Here is a 24,334-nt window from a genome sequence, read left to right as displayed (position 1 = left end):
ACCATGATCGACTGGGATGACATTCGCTACTTTCTTGCCGCCGCGCGCGGAGGCTCAGTGCGGGCTGCCGCCAAGCGCCTCGGGGTGAACCACGCGACGGTGCTGCGACGCATCGCCCAGCTCGAGGAACGCCTCGGGGCGCAGATGTTCGAAAAGCTGCCTTCAGGCTACCGCCTGACGGCTGCGGGCGAGGAGGTCCTCCAGCTCGCGGAGGAGATGGAAGCGTCGTCGCACCAGCTGGAGACGCGCGTCTTCGGTCGCGACCAGAGCGTGCGCGGGCTTCTGCGGGTGACGTTGGCTCCGACCCTTGCGACACACCTGCTGATGCCGGACTTCGCCGATTTTGCGCGTCTGCATCCTGATATCGAGATGGAAATCGTGTCGTCCGGCGAGCTGGCGAATTTGACCAACCGAGAGGCTGACGTCGCGATCCGCGTCGTCTACGACCGCAAAACCCTGCCGCTCAATCTTCACGGCCTGAAGGGGCCGGATATATTCGGCGGTATCGACATGTCCCGCGATCTGCTGGCAGCGTGGCGTGCGGGGGCGCCGGATCCCATCCGATGGATCGTCATAAGCATTCATGGCATCCCGGACTGGGTCCGCGACGGCGAAGTTCGCACCACGGGGGTCCCGTTCAGGACGACGGACGGCGAGGCGCAGATCGTTGCAGTACGGCAGGGGCTCGGGATCACGACACTGCCGTGCTTCGTCGGAGATGCCGATCCCCAGCTGGTGAGGGTGCCGGGCACCGACCTGCACATGTACGGAACGCTCTGGCTTCTCACGCAGGGGGAGACACGCAAGACGAAGCGCGTGCGGCTCTTCACGGAGTTCGTATCCGGCAGGCTCGCCGCCTACGCTCCGCTTCTCACGGGGCTGTCCATATCGCGCGACTGACGCCCGGCAGGTCGCCGGCGGGCATGTCGAGCCGCTTGATTGGGAGCCGATAGTCCATAGGTCCCTCCATGCCTTGATGCTGGCGACCACAAACGAGTGACGGCTGGGTCGGCGGGCTCAGCGGCGGACGCGGTAGCGGATGTGCGTGGCCTCGGTTGTATCGATCACCCGAACGATCTCCAACTCGACGCGCGATGGTAAGACTTCGAACATTCGGCGGCCACATCCGAACAAGACTGGAACCTGGTGTATTTGCAGTTCGTCGAGCACGCCAGCTTCCAGCGCCCGTTGCGCCGTATACGCGCCAAGCATCAACACGTCCCGGTCCCCGGCGGCGGCCTTCGCCTGCGCCATTGCACTCGTGATCCCGTCGCTCACGTATTTGACCAACGGATAATTCGCGACGGATGGCCCGGGCGGCCTGTGACTGGGTACGAAGATCGGGACACCGTGATTGTCACCGCCCCAGTGATCGACCTGCTCCACGGTTCGCCGACCCGCCAGAATCGCACCTGGCGCGTTCCATTCGTCCCACAATTCTCCGACCGGTCCGGTCGGTCGGGAAAATCCCCGTACCACTCGTGCAACCGCATAAAGTCGTCGCCGCCAGGATTGCCCACTTCATCGTTGGGCCCCGCGATATACCCGTCCAGTGACATGGACATGAAGAGCACTGATGCAGACACTTTTATCTCCTTTGGTCTTTTCCAAACTGGGCGGTGGGAATTCTCTCTGCGGGTGGGCTATTGATGCAAAAGCGCGTTCAGGCAAGCCGAGCGCGCGGGCGGACAGTCTCGATGTTCCCAAGGACGCTCGAGCGACGCTGACGCCGACATCCCGAATACGATTTAGGTACCGCCCTATCTCACAGGGGACCGAACCATGCTCGAGCCGACTGGGTTGGCGCCAAGCGCGGTGAAATCAGCGCACTGCTCGTCGGAGAACTCGTAACGATCCTGGCCTGGGCGAACGATCAGGACCAGCGGCGGGAAGCCCCTGGCATATTTCCCTGGTCGTTCGGGGAAGGCGTGTCGGTGCGTGTAGGCTCAGGGCCTGGGATGACCGAGGGTGGGCGTGTGTTTTCGCTAAACTCCCCGCCGATCGAGCCGAAACCCGCCGTGGAGCAATAGTGCACTTTAGCGATGCCTCATGAACCCTTTCCGTTGCCGTTCTGTGGGAGTATTTTGATCGCACTCAACTTGGCGCTGGAGAGTGCAGTGTTTGTAGACGGCCGTCGCACGTTTCTGCTCTTTTTGGCCATCGCATTCTGTCAGATGGCGTTCGCGCCGCGATCAGGGGCGGCCGACGACACCGTGACGATCGACGGCGGAATGCTGAAGGGTGAGAGGTCGGGCACGGTCGTCAGCTTCAAGGGCATACGCTATGCGGCGCCGCCGGTTGGTGATCTGCGATGGCGCAATCCGCGGCCAGCGGAGACATGGAGCGGTATTAGGGATGCCCGCAATTTCGGTCCGTCCTGCATGCAGACCGACGACCTGCCGAAGTCAGAGGATTGTCTGACCCTCAATGTCTGGACACCCGTCAAGCGTCCCCGCACACCGCTGCCGGTGATGGTCTGGATTTACGGCGGCGCTCTTGCCCATGGAAACACCCCCCAATATCCTGGTGGCCAGCTGGCCGCCCGGAAAGTTGTGTTCGTCAGCATGAATTACCGCATGGGCCGACTGGGTTATTTTGCCCATCCGGCGCTGATGAAGGAATCCCCTGACGAGCCCGTCGGCAACTATGGTTACATGGACCAGCTTGCCGCCCTGAAATGGGTCCAGCAGAATATCGAAGCCTTCGGCGGCGATCCGAAGAAAGTGACGATCTTCGGAGAGTTGGCCGGTGGCGGCTCGGTGATGGCGCACATGATATCGCCACTGTCACGCGGGCTGTTCCGGGGCGCCATTCTACAGTCACCGGGTCTGCCGACCGCGCGTGCGCAGAGCACGCCCTTGTCACCTTTGGAAGAAGCAGAGAAAATCGCGTTGGACTATGCGGCTTCTCTGGGAATCAATGGCAGCGATGCCGAGGCTCTCGCGGCCCTTCGGGCGCTGCCTGCGCAAAAGCTGACCGAAGGTGCATCGGCACAAGAGGTGCTTGTGGGAATGTCGACAGGCAAGCCTGTCATCGGCATCTCAGGCGCGATCATTGACGGACGGTTTTTGCTCGAAACGCCGGAAGCGGCTTTTGCGGCGGGCCGTCAAGCGCCGGTTCCGGTCATCGTCGGGGCAAATGATCGAGATCTCGGCATCGGTGAGGCCGCGACGAAAGACGATCTCTTCGCGCTCTTCGGGAAGCATGCCGCCGAAGCCCGCAGACTCTACGATCCCAGCGGCCAACAGACCCTCGATGAGCTGAAGCAGCAGGTTCTGGCCGACAAGACGCTTGTCGAACCATCCCGCCACCTCGCTGACGAGATAGCCCGCACCGGCCAGCCGACATGGTGGTATCGTTTCTCCTATGTCGCCGAGGCCTTGCGCAACGATCCGATGTGGAAAGGCACTCTGCACGGCTTCGAAATTCCGTATACGCTCGCCATCCCAAACGCACTGGTGAAAGACAAGGTGACACCTGCCGACTGGGCCATGGCCACATTGGCAAGCGAATACTGGCTCGAATTTGCAAGGAGCGGTGACCCCAATGGCGGCTCACGGCCAAAATGGCCCCAGCACAACCCGGCCGTCGACAGGGTCATCGACTTCAGCAATCACGGCGCAATGGTCGGAGCCGATCCGCTGAAGCCGAGGCTCGACCTCTGGCAAAGGCATTGGGAGGAGACGAAATGACGGGGGCGGCACCTGTCGCCTGATGTGTTGCCTTACCCATTGCGGGAACTGCCGAATAACACAAGCCCGCTTTGTCATTGCAATCTTCCTGGGAAGACCGGATGTCGCGATTGACGGAAGCCCGATCTCCGCTGAATTGCGCTTGGCAGCTTTGGGGCGAAAGGCGGCAGCCGGGTCGGTCGGATTGGGCCGGAAGCAGACGTCCTATTCCCGCTGGGCTGTCTCGCATAGGCTGAGAATCTCGCCTAGTCGCTGAGCTAAAGTTGTGCGATATTCAAAGCGGGATCGAACTCTGTCTACCGCAGCTCTTTGCAAGACAATCTGCCGATGCCGGCAAACACAGCCGTCCTTGACGCTGATCCCATCTGCACTAGCAGGCATGATCGCCCCTTCGGCGCATAATACATAGCCACGAACAACTTTCAGCCTACCGCATTGCACGCACCGTAGCACCGTTCAAACCGGTGCCTTAACGGGCGCGCAAAACTCAGGAGGAGGAGTCATTATGAGCTATACAAAAAACCTCTGTTTCGGACTGCTGGCTTCGGCATTTGCTGTCACGTTAAGTGCACCGGCAATCGCTCAGAACCAAACGCCGAAACCAAACATCGTCGTCATCATGGGCGACGACGTTGGCATCTGGAATATCGGGGCCTACAATCGCGGCATGATGGCGGGCCGCACGCCAAATCTCGACAAGCTTGCGGCCGATGGCATGCTCTTCACCGACTACTACGCCGAGGCGAGTTGCACGGCAGGCCGTGCGAACTTCATCACCGGCGAGCTGCCGGTCCGCACGGGCATGACCACGGTGGGCCAGGCGGGTTCTCCGATCGGTCTGCCGGCTGCTGCCCCCACGCTCGCGACCGTGCTCAAGTCGATGGGCTACGCCACTGGGCAATTCGGCAAGAACCATCTCGGTGACCTGAACGAGTTCCTGCCGACCGTTCACGGTTTCGATGAGTTCTTCGGCTATCTCTACCACCTCGATGCGATGGAAGACCCCGCGCACCCTGGTTATCCGCAGGACCAACTGAACGTCGTCGGGCCACGCAACATGGTCCATTCCTGGGCGACAGAGGTGGATGATCCGACAGAAATGCCGCGCTGGGGCAAGGTGGGCAAACAACGGATCGAGGATGCCGGCACGCTCTATCCTGAGCGCATGAAGACAGTTGACGACGAAATCCAGTCCCTCTCTTTCAAGTTCATCGAAAAGGCCAAGGCGGACGGAAAGCCATTCTTCCTGTGGCTCAACCCGACCCGCATGCACATTGTAACGCATCTCTCGGAGAAGTATGAAAATATGCGCAACTCGGAGAATGGATGGACCATTCACGAGGCTGGCATGGCGCAACTTGATGACATCGTGGGCGCTACGATGCAAAAGCTCAAGGATATGGGCGTAGACGACAACACCATCGTCATGTTCACCACCGACAACGGAACCGAGAACTTTACCTGGCCTGATGGCGGGCAGACGCCGTTCTATGGCGGGAAGGGCACGACCTTTGAGGGCGGCTTTCGCGCACCGGCAATGATCCGCTGGCCTGGACATGTCCCGGCCGGCTCAATCGGCAACGGCTTGATTTCGGGCCTCGACTGGTTCCCGACTTTCACCGCGGCCGCAGGCAATGCCAATATTGCCGTGGAACTTAAGGCTGGAAAGGAAATGAACGGGCAGAAGTACAAAGTGTATCTCGACGGTTATGACCAAACGAGCATGATCACCGGGTCGGGTCCGTCGAACCGCCACGAAATCTGGTATTTCGCCGAAAGTGCTCTCGGCGCCGCCCGCGTCGAAGACTACAAATATACCTTCAAGGAACAGCCCGGCGGCTGGCTCGGTGACACAGTGACATTAGGTGCGCCAACCATCGTCAATCTACGTCTGGACCCGTTCGAGCGGACAGCGTTTTACAAGGGGAACACCGGCTCTCTCGAATATTTCGAATGGTATAAATTCGAGTTCTGGCGCTTCGTGCTTGTACAGCAGCGGGTAGAACAATTGGCGAAATCCGCCGTCGAATTCCCACCCATGCAGGCTGGTGCGAGCTTCGGGTTGAGTGCCGTCAAGGCGCAGATCGCCGAAGCCATGAGGAAGCAAGCGCAATAGGCAGTCCTGCATTTCGAAGGGCAGCTCGCAGGGGCTGCCCACTTTCGTGGCTAAGCCGCAAGACTGCGGTCCCGGCCGTAACAGCAAGCTCTTCTCATCCACGTGCTCATGCTTTCACAGCCGAAAAGAACAGGAACCGCGGCTTGGTCGTCAGGCTCTGATAGGCCCGCGGAAAAAGCGTGCGGGCTTCAGGATCGGGCTGGGGCTCGCTGACGATGTCGATCTGAAATCCGGCCGACTTCAGCGCCTCGAACATGGCGTGCAGCGGCCGATGCCAGAAGCGCATGGCGATATCCTTTCCGCCGCGCTGCCAGGTCTCATCGAAACTGTAGGTCTCGAAATAATTGTCGCGACCGGTCGAGGCGTGATCCATGAAGGGATGGTGGGTGGAAAGAACCAGGCGACCGCCTTCGGGCAGCAGCCGGTTGAACTCCGAAAGGGGCCCCGACCAGTCGGCAAGATAATGCATGACCAGCGAGGCAAGGATCAGATCGAAAGCTTTGTCCGTAAACGGCAATGCTTCGTTGAGATCCGCCAACAGCAGCCGCGCGCGCCCTTGCAGGCGACGTTGCGCGATCTCAAGCATGCCGGCACTGGCGTCGATCCCGGTCACGACAGCCCCGCGCTCAAGGAGCGCTGCCGCATGCGCCCCACCGCCGCATCCCGCATCGAGCACGGAGAGACCGGCGACGTCGCCAACCAGGGCAAGAATAGCCGGCCGCTCGTAATAGGCATTCCAGGCATTGGTCTCGTTATCGGCATCATAGGCCGCCGCGAAGGCATCATAGTCATTCTCGGCCAAGATTTTTCCCTTTCCGAAGACTGTTCGAAGACGCCTCTGTGTCAGAAGCTTGCTCGATCGACCTGCAAAAGGCCGAGATCGGTCACGCACGATCTCAAGGGTGACATTGCCAAGACGCGCTGCATCCGAGCGCGAGCCTCCGCCATAGATCAAGGCAAGCGCCAAAAGACGACGCGCCTGCGCCGCGTGCTTGCTCTTGCGGGCCAGACGCCGAACACCTTCCGCGTCAAAATCCGCCCGTAATGAAATCGCTGCTCCCATCGCAGACCTCTCGTTTGGCGTATTGATCCCTGTCAGCTTGCCGGATTGCGCGCGGTGACGATCCACGCCGCGCCGTTGATCATCACCGACCGCTCACCGGGGCAGCCGCGAAGGCGGCACGAACCGCAGCCGAGGCGCGGGCCCGGATATCGTCGGGTTGATCAGCGAGAGAGCGCGCCAGCGGGCCGACCTCGAGTGTCATCTTCACCGCGTCGTCGAGCGCCGCATCCCGCGTCTCCCCCTTGCCGAATGGGATAGAGGCATCGAAGGGCGCGATAGCGACATCGGTGAAGCCAGCCGCCGTTAGAATGCGCGTCACCCGCCCCTGGTCGCCAAACGAGAACGGGCCGGGCGCTTCGGGATCGGGCGGCGCCGTCGGCGGGAGGATGCCCTTCATGGCGCCTACCGGCAAGCGAACCCAATCGTTCTCGGCCATGGAGCGCCAGCAGACGAAAGCGACCCGCGCGCCCGGCTTGAGCGCACGGCGCATATGAGCGAACGCCACGGTCGGATCGTCAAAGAACATCACTCCGAAGCGCGAGAACAGGATGTCGAACGCGCCCTCGGGCAGATCGGCGCTGCTGGCGTCGGCCACCTGGAACAGGGCCGGCGTATCCTGCGGCGCGCGCACGCGCGCTCTGCCGATCAGCGGTTCGGATATGTCCACGCCTAGCACATGGCCCCCAGCGCCGACGCGGGCGGCAAGATCCAGACTGGACGCTCCCGCGCCGCAGCCGACGTCCAGCACGCGTTCGCCTGTAGCGGGCGCGGCGGCTTCGATCGCGGCCTGACCGAACACCGCCATCATGGCATCGAGCCGGACCTGGTAAGCGACCCAGCGCTCCCCGCTTTGGCCTTTCCAGTCGGCGACCTGATAAACATTTTCCTCTGTCATGCCATATCCTTGTTCTGATCTGTTCTTAATCAAGCTATCCGCCCGCGTGATTGTTGCCACCGTGCGCGGCGATGAACATGGCAACGGCCGACCGGCAATAGGTTTCGATTTCGTTATCGTCCTCTGCTCTCGCCTCATCGAAGCGTGCGATAATCAGGAGATCGGATCCTTTGATAAGCGCGGCAAACAAGCGGGCGGACTGGAGAGGATTGGGCACGTTCAAAACCGCCTTCGTGTGCAACTGACGCAGCAGGGCCTCGATTTGGGCGATGACATAGGCGGGGCCGGCTTCGTAATGGAGCTTGCTTAAAGACTTTTGATTCGTCTTGTCGGCCATGATCATGGCTTCGACACTGCGCACCTCCGGGCTCAACAGCGTGCGAAGCAGGGATGATCCCACCGCCATGAGCTGCTCTTGGGCCGAACCGTCGATGCCTTCAAAAAGGGCCTGTGGTGCAAACTGATGGCAGTGGGCCGCAATGGCCGCACTGAACAGCGCCTCCTTGTTCTCGAAGTGCCGATAGATGCTGAGCTTGGATATCTTCGCCCGTTGGGCGACCTTTTCCAATGTCGTCGCTTGAAAGCCCAATTCCACAAAGAGTTCGCACGCGGCGTCGGCTATCGTTTGGCCAAGCGCCTCATTGGCGGGCCGGCCGCGCCGGGCCTGGCTGTTTTTTTCGGTCACGACAATTACGATCCTTGACAGTATCTTAATTCCTGCATTAAGATACCACGCGGTATCGGAAATGTGCAAGCCAGAGATTGGATTTTACCCTGTCCCCCAAATCAAGTTTCCCGAGGGCGCCCGGCAATATCGAATGCGGCATCGTCCGCCCGGTCAATACAGTGATGGGCGACTGTCTCGGCAATGCCGGAGCCCTGCTCGCTGCCCGTCTCGAGCGCTTATCGCTGGCCGCTATTTCGCGCCACGCCCACCCCAACCCCCACCATCCGCAACACGGAGCCCATCACCATGGATGACGTCATCATCATCGGCGGCAGCTTTGCCGGCCTCGCCGCCGCCCTTCAGCTCGGCCGTGCTCGCCGCAAGGTCACCGTTCTCGATACCGGCCTGCCGCGCAATCGCTTCGCCGGCCACTCGCATGGCCTGCTCGGCCACGATCACAAGCCACCGCTGGACATCCTGGCCGAGGCGCGGCAGCAACTCGCGCGTTATCCCACGATCAGGCTGGTCAATGCCCGGGCCGACAGCATCTCCGGCACCATCGACGACTTCTCCGTCCTCACTGGCGATGGCGAGCGCCTTGGGGCGCGCCGCCTGATCCTGAGTTACGGCGTTGCCGACCAGATGCCCGATGTTCCGGGCTTTGCCGAAAGCTGGGGCACATCCATCGTGCCCTGCCCCTATTGCGATGGCTTTGAAGTCGCCGACCAGCATTGGGGCCTCGTCTGGTCCGGCCCGCCGTCGCACAATTATGTCAGGCTGTACCACGACTGGACCGAAACGTTGACGGTCTTCGCCGATGGTCACGACATTTCACCCGATATCCGGGCCGATCTGGCGCGCCGCAACATACCTGTCGTTGATGGCCGCATCGCCGAAATCGCCCATCACCGGGGCCATATCACCACCGTTAATCTCGAGAGCGGCCGCAATGCCGCAGTCGATATCCTGTTCGCACATCCGCGCAACAAGCCGTCCGCAAGCCTGCATGACTCACTGGGCCTCGCCACGGTCAATACGCCCTTCGGCATCGCCCTCAAGGTAGACGAGCGCCGCGAAACCAGCACGCCCGGCATCTACGCTGCCGGCGATCTTGCAAACCCAGCCATGGCCTCGGTCACCACGGCAATATCGCAGGGCGCGACGGCGGGTATCTCCGCCCAGCAGTCAATGCTGGTTTGAGAAGACACAGATGGAGTTCCAACACGTCACCTTCGACTCTGATCAATGAGGAAGCCATGGTCGCCCACGTGCTGTCGACCAGCTGGCCTGTCTGGCCAGCACACTTGCCGCTATCGTCAACGGCCACAAGCAAAGCCGGATCGATGAGTTGCGGCCTTGGAATTACGTGAGATAGAAGGCGGTTCCGCCTTAACGCAGATAAGAAGGTGGTGGCTGCCGGTTCATATCCTGTGATAGTTCACGGGGATGATCTACAAGCATCAACACCTTTGGCCCGGCGTCCCGCTCGCTCTTGGCTCGGCCGTTCTCTTCGGGGCGTCAGCGCCGCTCTCCAAGCTGCTTTTGGGGTCAATCGATCCTTGGTTGCTGGCAGGCGTTCTATATCTTGGAGCCGGGATTGGGCTCGCCGCCGTCAGTTGGGGACGTCGCCTGATCGAGCTGCCGAACGTGGAGGCTCCGCTACAAAAGGGAGATATTCCCTGGTTGGTCCTGGTCGTCTTGTTTGGTGGCTTACTCGGTCCGCTTTTGTTGATGCTGGGTCTTTCTCGGACCTCGGCATCTTCGGGCTCGCTGCTTCTCAATCTTGAAGGATTGGCGACCATGGGTATTGCATGGCTTGTATTTCGCGAGAACGTAGATCGGCGGCTATTGCTTGGCGCTATGGCTATCCTCGCTGGGGCGGCTGTGCTGTCATGGAACGGTGAGACGCTTCACCTCGATATCGGTGGTCTGCTGATTGCAACTGCGTGCCTGTCATGGGGTATCGACAACAACCTTACCCGCAAGTTGTCTTCGTCCGACCCAGTTCAAATCGCGATGATCAAGGGGCTCGTCGCCGGTACGACCAACCTTGTGTTGGCGATAATGTTTGGCGCGTCATTGCCAAATGCTACTCTCGTTTGCGCTGGTTCATTGGTCGGCTTCCTCGGCGTAGGAGTCAGCCTGGTGATGTTCATGCTCGGGCTCCGCCATCTTGGGGCAGCCAGGACAGGGGCCTACTTCTCGTTGGCTCCGTTCATTGGCGCAATTCTTGCGGTCCTCATTTTTGGCGAAGCCGTTACACTGCAGCTTGTTGCGGCGGGCATCCTGATGGGCATTGGCCTATGGTTGCATCTGGCCGAGCGTCACGACCACGAACACTTGCACGAGGCGCTGGAACACGACCACTCGCATGTCCACGACGCACATCACCAACACGTCCACGACGGGCCATTCACGGAGCCTCATTCTCACTGGCATCGACACGAGCCGTTAAGTCACAGGCACGCCCATTACCCCGACCTGCACCATCGCCATCCGCATGAGTAAGCCATCGAAACGGTAGGGCACGCGATGCGGTCGGACAGACCCTCCGGTTAAATAGCGCGACCCCGATAGAAATCACCTTGTAACGGCCACTTCAGGCGCAATACGGACAGCCGCGGTCTTGCCCGAAGATCGAGCCATCGGCCGCAACCATGGATCGGCGCCTACCATCGACAAGCGCGCCTCAGGGAGGAATGGCTGGACATCGGCCTAGTTCTGCGGTGTCGGTCTCGCTGGCGCGAGCTGTTCGTCGCAGCGTAGGCAACAAGGCCCAGCCAAGGTTCTGCAAAAGGCAAGCCCTTCGCACGCCCTACGGCGTAACCGTCAGCCTGGCTTGCATCCCGGCTTCGTAGTGGCCCTTCATGTTGCAGAAGAGCAGATAGGTGCCCGGCGTCAGCTTGGCGTTCAGCTTGCCGCTGGCGCCTGGTTTCAAATCGGAAACCTCGCCCAGGCTTTTCAGCTTCGATTCATCGATGCGATTCTTGGTGGCGTTGACCGGGATGGGCAGGTCCGGAGATTTCAGGCGAACGACGACCATTTCATGCTGCTCGGTCATCGCATCGTTGTGGACTGCGAAGGTCGCGGGGCCGGCTTTCACCGTCGGCGGGTCGAGCTTCAGCGACATCGCACCGCCGCCTTCTCCATCTTCCGTAACATTGATCACGGTGGCGGCCGCAAAGCTTGCTCCGGCCGAGCAGGCGAGAATGGCAGCTCCGGCGAAAAGGGACAGCAGTCTGGCACGTGGCTTCATCGTTGGTCTCCGTCGGGGTTTAAGAGTGGTGGGCGCTGAGCCGGTTGCTCAGCCAAGGATCATCCGGGGCGGCATGCAGTGGGTCGCTGTCGTCATCGAAGGCTCGCTGGTTGTCGTTTCGATCGCGGGAAGGGAGGCGTCCACTGCATGCCGCACGACGCTGGTAGCGCGGCATTCTTACGCGCACTTTGCCGGGATCATACCAATCCGTAAGAATGCAGCCCCGGCCGTTCGACCCTCGCACTTTACGAAAATGTATAGTCCGGGCGAGGTTCCCGTGAGGTTTGGAGCGCAGCTTGGCGCCATCATTGCCAAGTCGAGGTCAGCTCTCTCATGTACATGCGCACCGCACCTGCCGCCCCTTCATCCGATCAGCCTGCGGATGAATACCTACCTGATCAATCTCGACCGCGCGCCATTGCGCCGGTTTCGAATGGAGCGCCTGCTGGCAGGTTTCGGCCTTGCCTTCGAGCGCGTGGCGGCGGTCGATGGGGCAGGGCTGAGCCTGCCGCATCCAAGCGGAGGCTCAAATGTCGCCTCTGCCGGTGTGCCGTGGTAGCCCCCTCTGCCCTGCCGGGCATCATCTCCCCCACAGGTGGGGAGAACACAAGTGGCTAAACCTTCGCATCCAGCTACCGTTTCGTCGGGCTGCGACGCCAATTGTTTGGGGAAGCCAGCGCTCCCAGCCAATCTCCCCACCTGTGGGGGAGATGCCCGGCAGGGCAGAGGGGGCGGCCGGGACACGACCCTCTCAGCGGCGGGCATGGATCCCAGGCTTGAGTCCTGGAATGACTGAGGTTGGAGGCGTGGTTTCGCCAAACTTCCGGCTGAGGTTAAGCCTTGCCCAGGTGCTTCGGCCAGAATTGCTGATGCACTTCGGCGGCTTCGTCTTCGAGGTTCGTCGGGCCAACCACAGTGACGGTGCGAGCGCCGGTTTGCAGCACCGCACGGCTCGGCACGTTCAACCCGATGCCGGCGATCTCGCCAAGCCGGGCTTCGGAGCAGGCAAACACCATGCGTCCGATGCCCGACCAGTAGATCGCCCCGGAGCACATCGCGCACGGCTCCGTGCTGGTGTAGAGAGTGCAGTCGGCGAGAAAGCCGGTGTCGTAGTGCTTCGCCGCAGATTTAATCAGGTTCATCTCGGCGTGATTGGTCATGTCGTGGCCGGTGAGGACGCTGTTTTCGGCGCGCAGGATGACCTCGCCGTCCTTCACCAGCACCGAGCCGAATGGTTCGTCGCCTCGGTCCATCGCGGATTTCGAGAGCGCAATCGCCTCGCGCAAAAACCGCTCATGGTTTTCCATCAGAGTCTCCCCCATAGCTAGAGAAGAGCGATTTTGTCTTGAATCGGAGGGATTTCCAAGGGCTGCAAATCCGATTCAGGATCGGCGATCGAATCGCGGCAACCAACCGTGTTCTGGCCGCCGAGCAAGTCTGCCGGCTGGGGACCGCCGGATGCGGAAGAGCCGTTCCTCGCCAAAACAAAGCCTGTGCAAGTCTTTCAATTGCCGTTTGACGCTGCTTCAATGCAACCGTCTAACTATGAGCGCGAGAGTGTTTTTCTCGATCAGTTGCAAGGGGGTACTGTGCTCAAAACATTCTCGTTACGGGGTAGGCTTGGTCGTCTTCGCTATTTCCTGTTTACCCTCGCAGTCATCATTATCGCCGCGGCCGCGGTATTCGTACTCACGCGCCTACTGACGCTGGCCGGCACTCGAGAAGCGTTTTCAATTGTTCAGGGCTTAATCGCTCTAACCTATGTGCTGGCTATCATCGCCAGCTTTTGCCTGATGGCGAGGCGACTGCATGACTTCGATCAGAGCGGCTGGTGGACCCTTTCAGTCCTTGTGCTTCACTTGGTCTACAGCCATTACGAGGCAGCCGGCTCCCTGACCGCGACAATTCTCATGGGTATCGTTCTGCTGGCCGTCCATCTTGCAATCATCCTCACTCCTGGCTCGAAAAATCCCAACAGGTTCGGCGAACTGCCCGGCTCCGTCGCAGCGCCCGTTTAGTTTGCTCGGCGGATAATAGCCGCCGCGAGCAAGGTCTGCCGGCTGGGGACCGCCGCCGGATGTCTCGTCCGGGGTGCAGACCCGCACCTTACGAAAATGTATAACCCCGGCGAAGTGCCCGTGAGTTTTCCGGCGCAGGCTTGGCGCAGTCGTTGCCAAGTCGAAGGCCAATTTCATGAATATGCGCGCCACACCTGCCGCCCTGATGCCGGCGATCCATCCGGTCAGCCTGCGGGTCGACACCTATCTGATCAATCTCGACCGGGCGCCGTTGCGGCGATTTCGGATGGAGCGCCTGCTGGTGGGCATCGGCCTGGCCTTCGAGCGGGTGGCGGCAATCGATGGCGCAACGCTCAGCCTGCCGCATCCGGATTTTGACGAAGCCGCCTATCTGAGCCGGCATGGCCGTCGGCCGAACCCTTTCGAGATCGGCTGTTTTCTAAGCCATGTCGAATGCGCCAAGCGCTTCCTCGGAAGCCATGCCGAGTTCGCGCTCATTCTGGAAGACGATCTCGATTTCGATGACGATCTGGCCGAACTGCTCGAGGCCGCGCTTGAGCATCAGGCGCGCTGGGACATCCTGCGCCTGTCGACCGTCAATTCCGGGAAAAAGCACAAGGTGGAGCCGCTGACCGCGTCACGCTCGCTCGCCATCGCGCTCACCCGCGAGAAGGGGTCCGGCGCCTATCTGATCAACCGCAAGGCGGCGGGCTGGATTGCCGATGTGCTTGTCCCCATGCGCCTGCCCTATGATCTCGCCTTCGATCTGGAGTTCGATGATGGGCTGAGCGCCTGCTTCGTCGATCCGCTGCCGGTCAGCCAAAGGGCCGATCCCTGCTCCCAGATCCAGGCAGGGCTTTCGGCATACCGGCTGGGCCGCCGCCGGCCGTGGAGCGTGCTGCCGTATCGCGCGGCGGCTGAGGTGCGCCGGTTCGTTCGCCGCTTCCGCCGTCTCGCGGCTTGGAGGGTGAGCGGCTAGGGCCGCTCCCCCGGGGTGAGCGGCTAGGGCTTCTCGGCCGAGATCAGCGGGAAACCGACCGAAACGATGAGGCCGGGATGATTGTCCGCCATGGTGATGTCAGCCGAATGCAGGTCGGCGATTGCCTTGACGAGACTGAGCCCGAGGCCGCTTCCCGGCGTCGTGCGGCTCTTGTCGAGCCGGTAGAGACGCCGGAAGACCTTGTCCCTTTCGTCGGCGGGAATGCCGGGGCCGCTATCGCCGACCGAGACAATGGCGCGGCCGCCCTGGCAGCGGAGCGAGACCGTGATGCCGGTTCCATCAGGGCAGTGGTTGATCGCGTTCTCCACCAGGTTGGCGATCATCTGCGTCAGGAGATCGCGGTCGCCCCAGACGAGCGCGGGACAGCGCTCCGCGATCGTCAACGCCATCAGCGCGTCTTCGGCGACATCGGCATAGACCTCGGAAATGACGGCAAGCACGGTGTCGATATCGGTCGCCTGGAAACGCTCCTTGCGGGCGCCGGCCTCGATCTGGGAAATGCGCAGCAGCGCCTCGAAGGTGGCGTTGATCCGGTCGCTCTCGTGTCTCGCTTCGTCAAGCAGAGCCGAAACGTCCGCCTGCTGGTCGTTTCCAGCCACCGCCGCATCCAGCGTCAGGCGCAGCCTGTTGAGCGGCGTCTTCAGATCGTGGGCGATATCGGCGCTCACCTGCCGCATGCTCTCGACCAGTCTTTGCAGCCGCTCCAGCGCCGCGTTGATCTGGATCGCCACCGTATCGAGGTCGTCGCCGTTGCCGGTGATCGGAATGCGGGCGTCGAGTGCGCCGTGGGAGACATCGTTCATGGTATGGGCGACCCCGTCCAGCCGCGCCTGGGCCCGGAAGGCGAGAAAGACGCCGCCGCCGATCGCTGTCGCCACGACGATCGCAGCGGCCCATTCGAAGCTGACCAGCACGATCCGCAGCATCTCGTCGACATCGTTGAAGTTTTCCGCCACCACCAGGCTGTAGGGACCGATGGTCGAGACCTGCATCCGGTAGCGCTCATGCCCCTTCAACCCGACATCCCTAGAGGTGACGGTGTAGACGCCGTTGGGGATGCGGGGTGCTGCAAAATTGCCGGCGAGTTTCTTGCCGGCATGGTCGGTCAGCGAGTAGAGCCCGTCGGAGGTCGACTGGAAGCTCGCATAATTGTTCAGCGTATTGATCAGATCCTCGGTATCGTTGGGCTCGTAGGTCGAGACAACCAGCGAATTCATTTCGCCCAGCGACTGTTCGAGATCACGCGCAAGGCCCAGGCGCAGCATGTGATAGATGATCGCGCCGCTCAGGATGAAGGCGACGACGAAGAGCACGCCGAAGGTGACGGCAAGCCGGAACGGCGTGCTCCTGCGTAGGCTAGCGAGGCGCATGCAGGCTGTATCCGGTGTTGCGGACCGTATGCAGGAGCTGGACCTGGAATGGCTTGTCGACCTTCGCTCTCAGTCGGCTGATATGGGTCTCGACGACGCTGGTCTTCGGATCGAAGTGGAAGTCCCAGACCCGCTCCAACAGCATCGTCTTGGTGATGACCCGGCCTTCGCCGCGCATCAGCACTTCGAGCAGGGTGAATTCGCGCGGCTGCAATTCGATCGCCTGACCGGCGCGGCGGGCTTCGCGGCGGATCAGGTCGAGCTCGAGATCGGCAACCTTCAGCACCGTCTTCTGCTCCTGCACCGGCGGCCGGCGGCCGAGCGCGTTGACCCGGGCCAGAAGCTCGGAGAAGGCAAAAGGCTTGGTGAGATAATCGTCGCCGCCCGCCTCCAACCCCTCGACCCGGTCATCGACGCCGCCGATCGAGGTCAGGAACAGCGCCGATGTGCCGACCTTGGCGGCCCGCAGCGAGCGGATAATCGCCAGCCCATCCAGCCCCGGCAGCATGCGATCGACGACAATGACGTCATAGGCTTCGCGCTGCGCCTGAAACAGCCCATCGCGGCCGTCACCGAAGACGTCGCAGACATGGCCTGCCTCGGAAAGGCCCTTGGCGATATAATCGGACGTCTTCCGATCGTCCTCGATAAGCAGGATCCGCATCAGCCCGATCATTCCCACAGGTGTGGAGGCAATCTAGCGGAGCCTACGGCTGAGCGACAACTTACGGATTTGTAAGGTGGGCAGGGCTTGAGCAGCCGAACCCCTCTGCATTTGCAGCGCTCTCAGCCTCGCGGGCGTGGTTTCGCCTCATATGTCGTCCGAACGATCGAAGTGGGGTCAAGGCCGCGTGCGACCGGCGTCCAGCCGGCGGGCTGGCTCCGTCTGACGAGGCCGACATCGTCCAGATGCTCATCATCCAGCCGATCGAGATCCGGCATCGCATCATGGCGGGATGCCCTGTTTTCACGCCAGTTGGAAAGGCTGTGAAGCGCAAGCGCAAGCGGATGCGCGATCGCGGCGAAGATGGCGGACTGGGTGTTCGATCTGGCGAAGCTGGTCATTTGCATGTTCCCCTCGGTTGACGGTGCATGCTGGCATCACGGGCTGGACATGTACCGACGGGCGGCTGACGAAGAGCTGAATTTTCGCTGAAAACAACGTTTGCCAGTGCGACGGCGTGGGGCCGCGCCAAAGTATGTCGCGCAAAAAGTGTGCAGCGCTTTTCCCAGGCAAAGCGCGAAGCGCTTTTGCCGCGCTTTAAGCCTCTCCGGGAAGGACCGGGAACCGGGCCGACTTCAGCAGATCGAGTATGTGGGCGCGCTGCTCCGGCCGCTTCACCCCGGCATGATCGAGATATTGGCTGGCGGACTTGTAGCCGATCAGCATCGCCTGGTCGCGCCAGCCCGCGGCTTCTTCCGGCCGGCCGACGGCAACGGCGCAGCAGGCAGCCGTCACCAGGTCGTCCATCGAGCGGGTGTTCGGTTGCCGGCGCAGAACGAAGGACAAAGCTTCCTCATATCGGCCGGCATGGAAGGAGGCGCGGCGGAATGAACTGTCGTACCAGATCGGCCAGCTCGGATTGAGCCGCCGGGCCTTTTCAGCCGCAGCGATACCCTCCTCGATGCGCCCGAAGACCGGCGCCCAGCCGGAGAACATCGCCAGCACGTCGGCGTTCGAAGGACCGAGACCGAGCGCCCGATCCAACGCCGCCTCCGCCGCTTCCATCTGTCCCATGTTGCCGAGCATCTCGCCGAGCGCCACCAGCGCTTCCGCGTCGAACGGATCGAGTTCAACGGCGCGCCTGGCGGAATTGAGCGCCGCAGCGTCGTTCTCGGTCATGTCGACGCCGAAGGAGGCGAGTTCATCGTGCGACCAGGCAAGACCGAGCCAGGCGCGGGAAAACAAGGGGTCTATCTCGGTTGCCCGCTGGAAACAGTGCAGCGCCTTTTCGGCATCTTCCCGGTTGAAGCGATTGGTGTGATATCGCCCGCGCAGATAGAGTTCGAAGGCATCGCGATCGGCCGCCGCCCGTCGATGCAGGTGCTCGGCGGCGACGTTCAGCAGCACGCCGTGGCCGGCAAGCGCGTTGACGATGCCCTCGGCGATTTCCGACTGGATTTCGAGCGCATTGGCGATCGCCCCGTCCCAGCTGGCTGACCAGACGATCCGGCCGCTCGACATTTCGGTCAACACGGCGGTGACCTTCATCATGCCGTCGACCGACTGCACCATGCCGTTGAGGTCAAATCCGAGTGTTGCGCGCAGAGGCGAGGGGACTGCCTTCTCCGGCAACCAGGTGACCTCCAGGTCGTGGTAGCGGGCCAGCCTGGAGGCGACCTCGGTGGAGAAGGCCTCGGCAAACCAGGCCGCATCGCTGCCGGGGCCGATCAGACGGAACGGGGCCACCGCCAGGGGAAGCGTCCGCACGAAGGCCTTCTCCGGCATGGCGTTGGCGGCCGATTGCTTGTTCTCGAACAGATAGCCGCGCCGGAACAGCGTGCGGATCAATCCGTCGGCGCCGATCGCCTTGCGGATCTGGCTGATCGCCTGGGTCAGCGAATCCTCGGTAACGATGACACCTGGCCAGACCGCTTGCATAAGCTCGTCCTTGGAGACCACGCGGCCCTCGTTCTGGACGAGATAGGTGAGCATGGCCAGCGGCTTGGCGCCGATGTCGACATCCATGCCGCGCCGCATGAGCCGCCCCCTTTCGGGGTCAAGCGTGACGTCAGCGAAGGTGAACAAATCCGTCATGTCAGAGACCGCTTTAACCGTAGGAATTATACCAAGGCGAGCGCGAACCGAAGCCCCGCGCGACGGTGCAGATGAGGAGGCGCTAAAGCGCCTCACGGCAATTCTGGCGGTCGCCGGCCTCGGGCATGTCATGGTAGCCAGGCCGGCAAAACCTCGATTGCCGGTAAAGTTACTACCGTTGTCGAGCGTTTCAAATCACCCAGGGGGAGTATGACGGATTGCTGGGCGTTGTGGGGACACATGCCCGATACGCTCGGCGGCGGCCACGTGCTGCTCGCCGATCGCGCCTACGACAGTGATGCCTTGCGCCTCGAATAGCCCCCCTCGAATGCTCGCAGAGGCGTTCGGGCAGGAGCCCGACCATGATCAAGATGAGCGTCTACTATCCGGCCGCCGGCGGCTCGAAGTTCGATCACGACTACTATCGTACCAGCCACATGCCACTGATCCAGGAACGGCTCGGCGATGCCTGCCTGCGCTACGAGATCGAAAAGGGCCTTGCGGGTCCCGAACCTGGAAGCGCGCCGGCGGCGATCCGACACTTGCCGCGGGCCTGATTTCGCCTGAAGTCTGACCGACCTTGGCCGTGTCGACGCAGGTTATTCGGCGCGTTTGTTAAATCCCCGAGCCGTCGAGCTGCTCGGCGTCGTCGCCTTCCCAAGGTGAGGGCATCGAGAGGCGGGCGAGATTGGCCGAGGGCATCGGCATCCAGCACTTCAATTCCGGCTCGGCATATTCGATGATCTGCCCGGGCGAGGAATCCGAGGCGCGCCAGCCTTCTGCGCCAAACTGATCGCCATGCGACCAATAGGCGAGGTCTACTTCCGCTGGCCCCTGTTCGGACGGGCGGATGGTGACCAGGATCCGACTGCCGTCTTTCGGTGCGCTGGCCATGCTGCGCCAGCGGTCTGCCTCGTCCATCGTTTTGCCTCCTGCCTTGCTGCTTGTGCAACTGTCGCCTCGCCAACGAAAGCGGTCAACTCAAACTTTGAGGGGACCCTTCGCTATCGATGGCGGTTAAGCTATCCTGACGTCCCGGATGGAGGAACAGCGCATGGCGAAGCTCGTCTTCGGAATGAACGTCTCCCTGGATGGCTATGTCGATCACCAGAAATTTGCGCCCGACCCCATCCTCTTTCGCCACTGGATCGAGCAGGCGCGCGGCCAGACGGGGAGCCTCTATGGCCGCCGCCTGTACGATGTGATGCGCTATTGGGACGAAGACAATGCCGAGTGGACCCCGGAGCTGCACGATTTCGCGCTTGCCTGGCGGCGCCAGCCGAAATGGGTCGTGTCGCGCTCGCTGACCTCGGTCGGCCCCAATGCCACGCTTGTCACCGACGACATCGAGACGGTGATCCGCGGCCTGAAGGCCGAGCTTGCCGGGGAGATTCAAGTCGGTGGGCCGGAGCTTGCGGGAAGTCTGGCCGACCTTGGCCTGATCGACGAGTATCGACTCTACTTCCACCCCGTCGTGCTCGGCCACGGCAAACCGTTCTTCACCGGCCCGAGGCCTCCGCTCCGCCTTGTCGCCAGCGATTTGATCGGCGGGGATGCGGTGCGATTGACCTATGTTCCTGGTTGATTGGGTCGGTGCCCTTACTGAAATCCCTCGAATGGGTCTGGTCACCGCTGATGAAGAGCATCGGGCGAGGAGAGCCCATCTCGATATCGTTGGGATAGAAGACGTCAGAACGCGCCCTGCGGCGACGGAACGCCGACGCGAATGGCCTGCGAAAAATTCGGCGAAAGACCGTCCTCGTGCGCTCTTGCAGCGATGTGTGCGGCCGACCGCAGTTGCGACAAGGGAACCGAGATGTCCAGCGCGCGCCGGTCATAGGCGTATTCCGGCAGGTATCCGTTGACGATGAGACGCCAGTCCATCGGCACGGCGTCGCCTGCCACGCGCATCATCTTGACGATGGTCGTCGTGCAGTTGGTCGTCAGCGAATTGTAAAAGGCGGGCCGCGCTGCAAGCGCGTTTGCATCGGAGACGTACTCGCGCAGAAGAAGCCTCGCAGCCGCCGGCGTCGCCCTCAGGCGGTAGATCTGGACGTCCTCACCGCGAAAATTGGAGCGGAGGCCGATCACATCTCTTTCGTCTGCCGCGATGATGACCAGAGGACTGCTTTTGAAGAGGTCCGCCAGCGGTGAGAACGAACCGCCGGAAAGGCGGCGCACTTCGATAGACCACGCCAGATAACGGCCGTCGTCGAAGCCGAAGCTCATTATGACATGCGCGATGGTCGGACCTGACCAGTACGACATGAACATGTCGACGTTCTTCAGCTTGTTCAGGTCGTAACTGCGAGTTGTCCATTGTTCCGTGAAATCGGTGGCACTGCGCCACTGGAACTCGCGGACATTCGTCAGCGTCAACAGATCACCGTCGAATTCGCCGGTGACCTGACGAGCAACGTCCGGAGCCCACGCGCCATTTGCCTGCGGCTCGATCGTGCTCCACCAGAAGAGGACTATGACGAACGCGGCCACAAACGCGAGGACCGCACGAATGCGTCTCCTGCCAAAGAGCGCCACGATGACGGAGGCGCCAAAAAGCCCGAACAAGATGGCACTGGCTTGCCTGCCGAGTTCGGGCAACGGCAAGCGGTACCAAAGCGCGAGCGACGACCAGGCAGCGGCGGCGGCGACGACAAACAGGAGCACTGCAATGACGATCGCGCGGACCGGTCGAACCATTTTGATTTTCCAAACGGGTTTGAAACGTTCGTCCTGATCGTCGACCCTAGCGGTTTCCGAGCGTGAAGCCCAGAACCTATCCGAAGCGACGGGCTCCGGATTTTCTATTTTGGCAAGGCTCGATTGCGCCGGCAACGGCCCTCGCTTTTTCCGGCGCTGAACGATATGGACGATCTTGCCTGATCCAACATGAAGAGCATCCGATGATCCACGAATTGCGCATCTATACATGTCTGCCGGGGAGATTGCCGGCACTGCAGCAGCGTTTCGAGACCGCGACGCTGGCGATTTGGGAACGGCTCGGCATCCGCTCACTCGGCTTCTGGACGACGATGATCGGTCCTTCCAGCAACGATCTGACCTACTTGCTCGAATGGCGGTCGCTTTCGGAGCGCGAGCAGAAATGGGCCGAGTTCATCGCCGATCGCGAGTGGCAGGAAGCGAGGGCGAAGAGCGAGGCGGATGGGCCGATCGTCGCCAACATCGCCAGTTCGCTGCTGCAGCCGACACGCTTCTACCGCAGCTTCTCCAAACCGTCGGAATAACGGCTAAAGCGCGTCGTGCCAAATTTGATTCATGCGACGTGCTTTAGCTCTTTGTTTTTACGCATGTCGTTGCCGCAAAACCGCGGCACACTTTTGCGCGACATGCCCTAGAAACTCCGAACGCAGTTCATTGAGAAGTGGTTCGGATGTGTTTCTGCATGAGTGCGGGCCGTCGTGCGCAAATGGCGCAATCTGCACGAAGCGGGCTCCCGCCGGGACCACCGCCATCTGCCGAACAGCGCAGCCATTGTGCGTTGAGCCGCAAAAAGGAAACGCCAGAGCATAGCCCTGGCGTTTCGGTTCAGGCCACCAGGCCCTTGGTCAGCTCCAGCGCCTGCCGCTCGAACAGCCGGCGGTAGATGCCGTCGGGGCGGCGGATCAGCGCCTGGTGGTCGCCTTCTTCGACGATTTCGCCCTTGTCGAAGACCAGCAGCCGGTCGAGCGCCCTCACCGTTGACAGGCGGTGGGCGACGACCAGTGTGGTGCGGCCGTCCATCAGGCGTTCCATCGCCTGCTGGATCTGCACTTCGCTCTCGCTGTCGAGGCTGGAGGTCGCCTCGTCGAGGATCAGGATCGGTGCATCGGCCAAGAAGGCGCGGGCGATGGCGACGCGCTGCCGCTCGCCGCCCGAGAGTTTGACGCCGCGTTCTCCCACCATCGTCTCATAGCCCTTGGGAAGGCTCAGGATGAAGTCGTGGGCGCTCGCCTGCTTCGCCGCCTGCTCGATTTCGCGCCGCGAGGCATTCGGCCTGGCATAGGCGATGTTCTCGGCCAGCGTGCGGTGAAACAGGATCGGCTCCTGCTGCACGATGGCGATCTGGCTGCGCAGGCTGGATTGCCTCACCTCGGCGATATTCTGTCCGTCGATGCGGATCGAGCCCGAATTCACGTCGTAGAGACGCTGGATGAGCTTGACGAAGGTCGTCTTGCCCGAACCCGAATGGCCCACAAGGCCCACACGCTCGCCCGGTTTGATGGTGACCGAAAAGTCCTCATAAAGCGGGCTGGGATGCGCGCCATACTGGAAGGTGATGCGATCGAAGACGATCTCGCCCTGGTCGATCGCGATGGGCGTCGCGCCCGGCCTGTCCTCGATGCCGAGCGGCATCTTGTCGAGCAGCACCAGCTCTTCCATGTCGTTGACGGCACGCTGCAGGTTGCGGATGTCCTGGCCGACATTGCGCAGATAGCCCTGCAGGACGAAGAACATCGCGAGCACGAAGGTGACGTCTCCAGGCGTCGCCAGCCCCTGCTGCCACATGATGAGGCCCGTGCCCAGAATGCCGGCCTGCATGGAGACCATCATGAAGCCCTGGATCGTGCCGCTCAATGTGCCGCGCTTCCATGTCCGCCGCGTGCGGCTGTCCCACGTGCCGAGCACACGGCCGAGCCGGGTCTCCTCGCGGTTTTCGGCACCGAATGCCTTGACCACCGAGTTGCAGCTGATTGCATCGGCGAGCGCCCCGCCGAGCTTGGTGTCCCAGGCATTGGCAAGCCTTGCCGCCGGCGACACGAAGCCCATGGAAAGCGCCACGGTGACGCCGATATAGATCAGCGATCCGAGGCTGACGATCAGGCCCATGACCGGCCAATAGCTGCCGAGCACGATGCTGGCGCCGACCAGCATGACGATCGACGGCAGGAGGGCGACCAGCAGCAGGTCGTTCAGCGAATCCAGCGCCCACATGCCGCGGGTAATCTTGCGTACGGTCGAGCCGGCAAAGCTGTTGGCGTGCCAGTCGGTGGAGAAGCGCTGCACCTTGTGGAAGCCGCCATTGGTCACATCCGCCATGGTGCGCAGCGTCAGCCGGATGATGCCGTTGAAGATGAAATAGCGCAGCGCCACGCTGGTGAAGCCCAAGGCGACGACGATGACGAAGGCGCTGAGGGCGCTGTCGGCCGGATTGCCGCCGGCGATGGCATCGACGATCTGGCCTGAAAAGACCGGCACCATGACTTCGGCGAGCGTGCTTGAGATCACGAGCACGATGATGAGACCCACCAATCCAGGCCGGTGGCTCCAATGATGAAAGATAAAGCCGAGCACGTTGCGATAGGCATCGGCGCGGAAATCGAGCTTCTTGCGAGTCATTCGAACCAACCCGGCCGCATATCGGCAACCGGTCCTCAAAATCGAGAGTTAAATGGCACAGCCCAAGCGGGAGACAAAATGATCCCGTCAGATCATCGGGCTATGAAGAGAGAGAAAACCGCATGTCGGGCGCGCTGGAGGCGGGCCGCGAATGGAAATGAC

The 24,334-nt window shown here is 61.7% G+C and carries 21 protein-coding genes and 4 pseudogenes; 11 read left to right on the top strand and 14 right to left on the bottom strand.

All coding sequences use genetic code 11. From position 1 onward, the window contains the following. Positions 1-3 precede the first annotated feature (3 nt). Complete coding sequence (locus MF410_RS13465) at positions 4-900, top strand: LysR family transcriptional regulator (protein WP_239619812.1); 897 nt, start codon at positions 4-6, stop codon at positions 898-900. Positions 901-1,017: 117 nt separating this feature from the next. On the opposite strand, the gene MF410_RS13460 is transcribed toward MF410_RS13465, so the two are convergent. Continuing rightward, the gene (locus MF410_RS13460; protein ID WP_239619811.1) at positions 1,018-1,386 is read right to left on the bottom strand and encodes a dihydrofolate reductase family protein; all 369 of its coding nucleotides are present in this window, start codon (positions 1,384-1,386) and stop codon (positions 1,018-1,020) included. A gap of 731 nt (positions 1,387-2,117) precedes the next feature. Here MF410_RS13460 and MF410_RS13455 point away from each other — a divergent pair. Then, the gene (locus MF410_RS13455; protein ID WP_239619810.1) at positions 2,118-3,692 is read left to right on the top strand and encodes a carboxylesterase family protein; all 1,575 of its coding nucleotides are present in this window, start codon (positions 2,118-2,120) and stop codon (positions 3,690-3,692) included. 505 nt (positions 3,693-4,197) lie between these two features. Continuing rightward, entirely contained in the window at positions 4,198-5,808 is a 1,611-nt protein-coding gene (locus tag MF410_RS13450) for an arylsulfatase (protein WP_097627366.1), read from the top strand. 106 nt (positions 5,809-5,914) lie between these two features. Here MF410_RS13450 and MF410_RS13445 read toward each other — a convergent pair whose 3' ends face one another. The 4 genes and pseudogenes from MF410_RS13445 to MF410_RS13430 all read right to left on the bottom strand — a co-directional run bounded on the left by MF410_RS13445 (position 5,915) and on the right by MF410_RS13430 (position 8,457). Further along, positions 5,915-6,610, bottom strand: coding sequence for a class I SAM-dependent methyltransferase (locus tag MF410_RS13445; RefSeq protein WP_097627753.1), 696 nt, complete (start codon positions 6,608-6,610; stop codon positions 5,915-5,917). A gap of 81 nt (positions 6,611-6,691) precedes the next feature. Then, a pseudogene (locus MF410_RS13440) lies at positions 6,692-6,871 on the bottom strand (IS630 family transposase); the annotation flags it as partial. A 32-nt stretch (positions 6,872-6,903) separates the two neighbouring features. Beyond that, positions 6,904-7,766 (bottom strand): annotated as a pseudogene (locus MF410_RS13435) (class I SAM-dependent methyltransferase). 34 nt (positions 7,767-7,800) lie between these two features. Beyond that, complete coding sequence (locus tag MF410_RS13430; RefSeq protein ID WP_179867142.1) at positions 7,801-8,457, bottom strand: TetR/AcrR family transcriptional regulator; 657 nt, start codon at positions 8,455-8,457, stop codon at positions 7,801-7,803. A gap of 282 nt (positions 8,458-8,739) precedes the next feature. Between MF410_RS13430 and MF410_RS13425 the strand changes: the two genes are divergently transcribed. Both MF410_RS13425 and MF410_RS13415 read left to right on the top strand, forming a co-directional pair. Beyond that, positions 8,740-9,633, top strand: a complete 894-nt coding sequence (locus MF410_RS13425) for an NAD(P)/FAD-dependent oxidoreductase (RefSeq protein WP_097627369.1) — start codon at positions 8,740-8,742, stop codon at positions 9,631-9,633. Between the two features lie 246 nt (positions 9,634-9,879). Beyond that, positions 9,880-10,941, top strand: coding sequence for a DMT family transporter (locus MF410_RS13415; RefSeq protein WP_097627371.1), 1,062 nt, complete (start codon positions 9,880-9,882; stop codon positions 10,939-10,941). Positions 10,942-11,248: 307 nt separating this feature from the next. Here the strand turns inward: MF410_RS13415 and MF410_RS13410 are convergent, their stop codons facing one another. Further along, a complete protein-coding gene (locus MF410_RS13410) occupies positions 11,249-11,689 on the bottom strand; it encodes a copper resistance protein (protein ID WP_097627373.1) in 441 nt (146 codons plus the stop codon). A gap of 253 nt (positions 11,690-11,942) precedes the next feature. On the opposite strand from MF410_RS13410, the pseudogene MF410_RS13405 reads away from it, so the two are divergent. Continuing rightward, a pseudogene (locus MF410_RS13405) lies at positions 11,943-12,206 on the top strand (hypothetical protein); the annotation flags it as partial. Between the two features lie 316 nt (positions 12,207-12,522). Here MF410_RS13405 and MF410_RS13400 read toward each other — a convergent pair. Beyond that, on the bottom strand, positions 12,523-12,996 hold the full coding sequence (locus MF410_RS13400; RefSeq protein WP_097627374.1) for a nucleoside deaminase: 474 nt from the start codon (positions 12,994-12,996) through the stop codon (positions 12,523-12,525). A gap of 108 nt (positions 12,997-13,104) precedes the next feature. Here MF410_RS13400 and MF410_RS13395 point away from each other — a divergent pair, with 108 nt between their 5' ends. Both MF410_RS13395 and MF410_RS13390 read left to right on the top strand, forming a co-directional pair. Further along, a complete protein-coding gene (locus MF410_RS13395) occupies positions 13,105-13,707 on the top strand; it encodes a DUF805 domain-containing protein (protein ID WP_239619809.1) in 603 nt (200 codons plus the stop codon). A gap of 175 nt (positions 13,708-13,882) precedes the next feature. Beyond that, positions 13,883-14,686 (top strand): glycosyltransferase family 25 protein, encoded by an 804-nt coding sequence (locus MF410_RS13390; RefSeq protein WP_097627380.1) that lies wholly within the window; start codon positions 13,883-13,885, stop codon positions 14,684-14,686. Positions 14,687-14,709: 23 nt separating this feature from the next. Here the strand turns inward: MF410_RS13390 and MF410_RS13385 are convergent, their stop codons facing one another. The 4 genes from MF410_RS13385 to MF410_RS13370 all read right to left on the bottom strand — a co-directional run bounded on the left by MF410_RS13385 (position 14,710) and on the right by MF410_RS13370 (position 18,835). Continuing rightward, on the bottom strand, positions 14,710-16,077 hold the full coding sequence (locus tag MF410_RS13385) for a HAMP domain-containing sensor histidine kinase (RefSeq protein ID WP_097627390.1): 1,368 nt from the start codon (positions 16,075-16,077) through the stop codon (positions 14,710-14,712). Beyond that, on the bottom strand, positions 16,064-16,741 hold the full coding sequence (locus tag MF410_RS13380; protein WP_097627757.1) for a winged helix-turn-helix domain-containing protein: 678 nt from the start codon (positions 16,739-16,741) through the stop codon (positions 16,064-16,066). Before MF410_RS13380 ends, MF410_RS13385 begins: the two co-directional genes overlap by 14 nt. Positions 16,742-16,863: 122 nt before the next feature. Continuing rightward, positions 16,864-17,142, bottom strand: coding sequence for a hypothetical protein (locus MF410_RS13375; protein WP_097627392.1), 279 nt, complete (start codon positions 17,140-17,142; stop codon positions 16,864-16,866). A 196-nt stretch (positions 17,143-17,338) separates the two neighbouring features. Continuing rightward, entirely contained in the window at positions 17,339-18,835 is a 1,497-nt protein-coding gene (locus tag MF410_RS13370) for a winged helix-turn-helix domain-containing protein (RefSeq protein WP_165503968.1), read from the bottom strand. 362 nt (positions 18,836-19,197) lie between these two features. On the opposite strand from MF410_RS13370, the pseudogene MF410_RS13365 reads away from it, so the two are divergent. After that, positions 19,198-19,362, top strand: a pseudogene (locus tag MF410_RS13365) (EthD family reductase); the annotation flags it as partial. Positions 19,363-19,450: 88 nt separating this feature from the next. Here the strand turns inward: MF410_RS13365 and MF410_RS13360 are convergent. Beyond that, the gene (locus tag MF410_RS13360; protein WP_097627396.1) at positions 19,451-19,756 is read right to left on the bottom strand and encodes a hypothetical protein; all 306 of its coding nucleotides are present in this window, start codon (positions 19,754-19,756) and stop codon (positions 19,451-19,453) included. A gap of 133 nt (positions 19,757-19,889) precedes the next feature. Between MF410_RS13360 and MF410_RS13355 the strand changes: the two genes are divergently transcribed. Continuing rightward, the gene (locus MF410_RS13355; protein ID WP_097627398.1) at positions 19,890-20,420 is read left to right on the top strand and encodes a dihydrofolate reductase family protein; all 531 of its coding nucleotides are present in this window, start codon (positions 19,890-19,892) and stop codon (positions 20,418-20,420) included. A gap of 104 nt (positions 20,421-20,524) precedes the next feature. Here MF410_RS13355 and MF410_RS13350 read toward each other — a convergent pair whose 3' ends face one another. After that, on the bottom strand, positions 20,525-21,535 hold the full coding sequence (locus tag MF410_RS13350) for a DUF4105 domain-containing protein (protein ID WP_131711714.1): 1,011 nt from the start codon (positions 21,533-21,535) through the stop codon (positions 20,525-20,527). Between the two features lie 203 nt (positions 21,536-21,738). Here MF410_RS13350 and MF410_RS13345 point away from each other — a divergent pair, with 203 nt between their 5' ends. Continuing rightward, the gene (locus MF410_RS13345; RefSeq protein WP_097627400.1) at positions 21,739-22,080 is read left to right on the top strand and encodes an NIPSNAP family protein; all 342 of its coding nucleotides are present in this window, start codon (positions 21,739-21,741) and stop codon (positions 22,078-22,080) included. 301 nt (positions 22,081-22,381) lie between these two features. Here the strand turns inward: MF410_RS13345 and MF410_RS13340 are convergent, their stop codons facing one another. Continuing rightward, the gene (locus MF410_RS13340; RefSeq protein ID WP_097627404.1) at positions 22,382-24,172 is read right to left on the bottom strand and encodes an ABC transporter ATP-binding protein; all 1,791 of its coding nucleotides are present in this window, start codon (positions 24,170-24,172) and stop codon (positions 22,382-22,384) included. Between the last annotated feature and the right edge of the window lie 162 nt (positions 24,173-24,334).

This window comes from Rhizobium sp. C104 (genome assembly GCF_022354505.1).
In the GTDB taxonomy this organism is placed as follows: domain Bacteria; phylum Pseudomonadota; class Alphaproteobacteria; order Rhizobiales; family Rhizobiaceae; genus Rhizobium; species Rhizobium redzepovicii.
Note: the sequence above shows the minus strand (reverse complement) of the source record. Positions and strands in the feature narration are given on the sequence as shown.

Excerpts from the sequence above, each read along its gene's own strand:
- MF410_RS13385 (WP_097627390.1), bottom strand. The coding sequence starts at position 16,077 with ATGCGCCTCGCTAGCCTACGCAGGAGCACGCCGTTCCGGCTTGCCGTC.
- MF410_RS13345 (WP_097627400.1), top strand. The coding sequence starts at position 21,739 with ATGATCCACGAATTGCGCATCTATACATGTCTGCCGGGGAGATTGCCG.
- MF410_RS13380 (WP_097627757.1), bottom strand. The coding sequence starts at position 16,741 with ATGCGGATCCTGCTTATCGAGGACGATCGGAAGACGTCCGATTATATC.
- MF410_RS13465 (WP_239619812.1), top strand. The coding sequence starts at position 4 with ATGATCGACTGGGATGACATTCGCTACTTTCTTGCCGCCGCGCGCGGA.
- MF410_RS13375 (WP_097627392.1), bottom strand. The coding sequence starts at position 17,142 with ATGACCAGCTTCGCCAGATCGAACACCCAGTCCGCCATCTTCGCCGCG.
- MF410_RS13360 (WP_097627396.1), bottom strand. The coding sequence starts at position 19,756 with ATGGACGAGGCAGACCGCTGGCGCAGCATGGCCAGCGCACCGAAAGAC.
- MF410_RS13425 (WP_097627369.1), top strand. The coding sequence starts at position 8,740 with ATGGATGACGTCATCATCATCGGCGGCAGCTTTGCCGGCCTCGCCGCC.
- MF410_RS13355 (WP_097627398.1), top strand. The coding sequence starts at position 19,890 with ATGGCGAAGCTCGTCTTCGGAATGAACGTCTCCCTGGATGGCTATGTC.
- MF410_RS13340 (WP_097627404.1), bottom strand. The coding sequence starts at position 24,172 with ATGACTCGCAAGAAGCTCGATTTCCGCGCCGATGCCTATCGCAACGTG.
- MF410_RS13400 (WP_097627374.1), bottom strand. The coding sequence starts at position 12,996 with ATGGAAAACCATGAGCGGTTTTTGCGCGAGGCGATTGCGCTCTCGAAA.
- MF410_RS13410 (WP_097627373.1), bottom strand. The coding sequence starts at position 11,689 with ATGAAGCCACGTGCCAGACTGCTGTCCCTTTTCGCCGGAGCTGCCATT.
- MF410_RS13415 (WP_097627371.1), top strand. The coding sequence starts at position 9,880 with ATGATCTACAAGCATCAACACCTTTGGCCCGGCGTCCCGCTCGCTCTT.
- MF410_RS13370 (WP_165503968.1), bottom strand. The coding sequence starts at position 18,835 with ATGACGGATTTGTTCACCTTCGCTGACGTCACGCTTGACCCCGAAAGG.
- MF410_RS13350 (WP_131711714.1), bottom strand. The coding sequence starts at position 21,535 with ATGGTTCGACCGGTCCGCGCGATCGTCATTGCAGTGCTCCTGTTTGTC.
- MF410_RS13390 (WP_097627380.1), top strand. The coding sequence starts at position 13,883 with ATGAATATGCGCGCCACACCTGCCGCCCTGATGCCGGCGATCCATCCG.
- MF410_RS13450 (WP_097627366.1), top strand. The coding sequence starts at position 4,198 with ATGAGCTATACAAAAAACCTCTGTTTCGGACTGCTGGCTTCGGCATTT.